Raw genomic sequence first — 4,141 nt, forward strand, 5'->3', positions numbered from 1 at the left:
GACTTTTCCTTTATAATTTATCAGTCTCCAAAATTTCTTTTTTCGAATCTTAATTTTCTGCTCTTCAGCACTATATTCAGCTTGATAAAAAGTAAAATCTGATAATTCGTCCTTATGCTTTATCAGCTTAGCCAGAATCTGTTTTTTATCATATTCACTGGTTCTGATTCCAAAGATAACACCTTTCAAAAGGTTCCAATCAAATGACATATTCTGCTTTTGAGGAACATCAAATTCACCAAATGTATTTGACACAGCTACCCTAAATTCCTTTTCATGTTCCCAGTTTTTTGTCTTGCGATAGGTTTTCGCATCATAGATCTTCCAGTAACGTTTTCTCCATTCCTCTACATCAGAAAATTCTTCATAACAGGAACTGACGCCGTCTACTCCAAGTAACCATTCTCTTATTTGAACCATAGTCAATCGTCCTAATGTCTGGAAAAAATTACATTCAATGGACTCTCCACCATAAGAAATTGCTCTTACATCAAGAGGAATATGTCGCCCTCCTACCTTAAGTTTTGCCTCGTCACCTGTATCATAAATCAGACATACACCCTTATGACAATCTGCATAGTTTCCCCACATAGCAGAATTATCATTTTTTTTAGAAAAACAAACAACATAGCTTTTGGGGTATATCATATCCCTCAACTGAGCCACAAACACTTTTGGAAAATCAGCCATAACAATTAACCACTTTCTATGCTGTTGAACTACTGAATTGCCATCATTATTATATATTTGTTCTTCAGAGCCTTTACCATGAAGAAATATGTCGTTTTCTGCACCTTTCATTATATAGGAGAATTCCTTCATTTCCTCGAATATTTCTTCCATAGATTCAATTGTCTGGACACGCATTTTTTCATTAGAAAAGACTTTCTTTATTGCATCTACTAATTTTTCCACAGAAAGTGAAAAATTAAGAAGTTTAATCTGTTTCTCAGCTTCCTCTGCAGGTACAAATTTATTTTTCTTAAATTCTTCCAGACACCTAATTAGTGCATTATTATGAATATAAAAAAGAATATATTGAAGTTCCTTTTCTGATACTTTCAAACAATTGTCACCATAAACTCCTGCCAGATTTTGTACATCTGTATCCGTTATGAACTCTTCTCCTAATTTCAATAAAATTTTCTCAAAAAAGTTATTTTTATAGCAATGGACATCTGCAACCAAAGTACCATGATATAACGTTTCATCATCGGCTTTCAGAATATAGAGTTCCAGTGCACGCGCTACGCTATATATATAATGTCTGAACAATCCCTCCCAGGCCATCTTATCTCCCTGCCAGAAAACACGTACAAACCCTTCCAACGGATCATTTAACTCTTCTTTCGATGCAAAATGAAAAGTGCCATTTTCAATTTCTAATAATGCACTGCTTATTGAACGGTAGTGGTATAATTTCATTTTTTCCTTCTTTCGATAAATTATTCAAATAGTTATGATGAAGTCTGCTCTTCATAAACCATGGATTGACATGCAGCTTCCTATACGAAAGCTTAATACCTATCTTCTATTTTTTCTTTGTGAATATCCATTTAGGTATTATTACCGTCTCATAACCAACTCTCTCACTTCGAACATGTAGTAAAAAATCTATCGTACCAGATAAGGAATGTTAAAACTGTCCAGATTTTACGGCTGTTATCTGCTTTTTTATTTTTATGGTCGTTCAGGAGCTGGAGCAGTTTCTCTGTATGGAAAAATTCTTCTGCTTCTTTCGAGGTAAATAAATCTGTTACCATCTGATACCAGTCATCCTGCCGCAGCCACACACGGATTGGAATGGGAAAACCAAGTTTCTTCCGTTCATTGGTTTCCTGTGGAAGAAATTCTGAAACAGCTTTACGGAAAATATATTTGGTTGTACCTGCTGCAATCTTGGCTTCTTTCGGAAGCTTTGCTGCAAAGTTAAAAACTTCTTTATCCAGAAATGGTACCCTGACTTCCAGGGAATGTGCCATGCTCATTTTATCTGCTTTCTGCAAAATATCGCCAGGAAGCCAGTAGTTCAGATCTACAGACTGCATTTTTTCCATGTCTTGAAGTGAGCCTCTGTTTTCTGACTCAAGCTCTTCATAAAATTGACTTAAATATTCCTGCGTGGAAGGTCCTGTTACTTTATTTTTCAAAATCTGTGCTTTCTCTTTTTCACAGTAAATATATGCATTTCCGATGAAGCGTTCTTCTACTTTCATTCCTGCGCGGATAAGGAAATCCCGTCCTTTCACGTCTGGCAGCTTTGCAGCCAGTTTTCTGACAGTGCGTCTGAGCACGAACGGAATCCAGGCAACTTTCTTAATGCTTCAGGCTCTCTGTAAATATTGTATCCACCGAAAAGTTCATCTGCGCCTTCCCCGGAAAGGACTACCTTAACATGTCCGGCAGCCTCTTTGGAAAGAAAATAAAGTGCAACTGCAGAGGCATCCCCAAGTGGTTCATCCATATGATACATCACATCTGGAAGGGCATCCCAGAATTCCTGCTTGGATATGATTTTCACATGGTGTTTCAAGCCTGCTTTTTCTGCCACTTTGGCAGCTTTGTTTACTTCACTATATCGGTCTCCCTCATCAAATCCCACTGTGAATGCCTGATCTGCACCGGAGGCAGAAGCCAGATACCCGGAGTCCACTCCCCCGGATAAAAACGCGCCGACTTCCACATCGCTTAACATGTGGTGCTTCACCGAATCCTTTAAAATCTCTGCAAGCTGGCTCCGCAGCTGAATCCATATTCGTCTTACGGTTCCACTTGCCAGGTGTAAGCTTTGTTTTGAAATAAGTCTTTATTTCATAGTTTCCGTTTTTATATAAAAGCATATGTCCGGGCATAAGTTTATAGATTCCCTTAAAAAAGGTTCTCTTCCAGAGGGGCATATTGAAATGACAAATACTGCTCCAGGGCCTTCTGATTTACTTTTCTTTCATAGCCTGGAAATGCAAGAATACTCTTAATTTCAGAAGCAAATACAAAGTGTCCATCTATTTCGGCATAGTACACAGGCTTAATTCCAAAGAAATCCCTTGCAAGCATCAAAGTCTGCTCTTTTTCATTCCATACTGCAAACCCAAACATTCCCCTGAGCTTATCCAGTGCCTTCTCCCCATACTGTTGAATGGTATTTACCAGAACTTCCGTGTCAGAATGGGTACAGAAAGAAATGCCGGAAGCCTCAAGTTCTGCCCGCAGTTCCTTATAATCATAGATTTCCCCATTAAAAACAATATGCAGGTTTCCGTCCGCACTTTCCATAGGCTGCTGCCCATCTTCTAAATCAATAATACTAAGTCTTCGAAAGCCCAGCGTAATCTTCTCCCTGCAAAAAGAGCCTTCACTATCCGGGCCTCTATGTTCAATGGCCTTCATCATCCTTTCAATTACTGTCTTCTGATCCTGTCTGTAACCTGTAAATCCACAAATCCCGCACATTTTTTCCTCCGTATCCATTTGATGTAGTTTAGACACTGCAACGACTTTTGTTACAGTCCCAAACTATTTTTACCGATATTTTATCATAAAAATGTCTGTTTGTTGTAAAATAAAAATGTCTTTCTTATCAAATACTTATATTTCAAAATAGCTTTTATATCTCATATAACATTTTATAAAAAAAGAAATGTTTTCCATTCCCTTATTTGCTTACGGAAAACGTTTCTTTTCATTTACTCTTCATGAAGATTTCCGTTCTCATCGATCCAGGTTCCGTCTCCGTTATTGTAAAGGACTCTGGATTCTTCATCACCTTCACCTGCTGCTACAATTTCCATTCTGTTCATCGGAGGTGTATTATTCCAAAGAACAAGCATAATATCCAATTCTGATTCTGGAAGTCTCTGATATGTTTTTTTCACGCTCTCATTCTCCCTCTTTCTACAAATGTAGGAACGATTTTATTATATCATATCAGTCTATTTCTGTATAGCTGTTTCCATTCTCATCAGAGATTTCGCTTTTAGTTTGTTACTGTTCAAAGGTATGTATAAGTCATTGTAAAAAGTGACGAAATTATTTTCTCTATTTTGTGGATAATTATCTTCAGCAGGAAAAACTGTATTTATAGTTTTTTCTGCTGTTCTTTTTCACAAAAGTTATACACCGAATCCTATCCATTCTTTCAGAC

At 37.3% G+C, this 4,141-nt stretch carries 5 protein-coding genes; all 5 read right to left on the reverse strand.

Annotated elements, in window-relative coordinates:
• On the reverse strand, positions 1-1,425 hold a 1,425-nt coding region (locus tag AC075J_RS03790), incomplete at its 3' end, for a DUF2971 domain-containing protein (RefSeq protein ID WP_476390021.1).
• A 164-nt stretch (positions 1,426-1,589) separates the two neighbouring features.
• Complete coding sequence (locus AC075J_RS03795; RefSeq protein WP_476390022.1) at positions 1,590-2,294, reverse strand: asparagine synthase-related protein; 705 nt, start codon at positions 2,292-2,294, stop codon at positions 1,590-1,592.
• On the reverse strand, positions 2,246-2,695 hold the full coding sequence (locus tag AC075J_RS03800; protein WP_476390023.1) for an asparagine synthase-related protein: 450 nt from the start codon (positions 2,693-2,695) through the stop codon (positions 2,246-2,248). Before AC075J_RS03800 ends, AC075J_RS03795 begins: the two co-directional genes overlap by 49 nt.
• A gap of 173 nt (positions 2,696-2,868) precedes the next feature.
• Positions 2,869-3,450, reverse strand: coding sequence for an asparagine synthetase B family protein (locus tag AC075J_RS03805; RefSeq protein ID WP_476390024.1), 582 nt, complete (start codon positions 3,448-3,450; stop codon positions 2,869-2,871).
• A gap of 233 nt (positions 3,451-3,683) precedes the next feature.
• On the reverse strand, positions 3,684-3,872 hold the full coding sequence (locus tag AC075J_RS03810; RefSeq protein WP_008703624.1) for a hypothetical protein: 189 nt from the start codon (positions 3,870-3,872) through the stop codon (positions 3,684-3,686).
• Positions 3,873-4,141 lie beyond the last annotated feature (269 nt).

The sequence above is a fragment of the Blautia sp. ZXY-1-C6 genome (genome assembly GCF_056339875.1).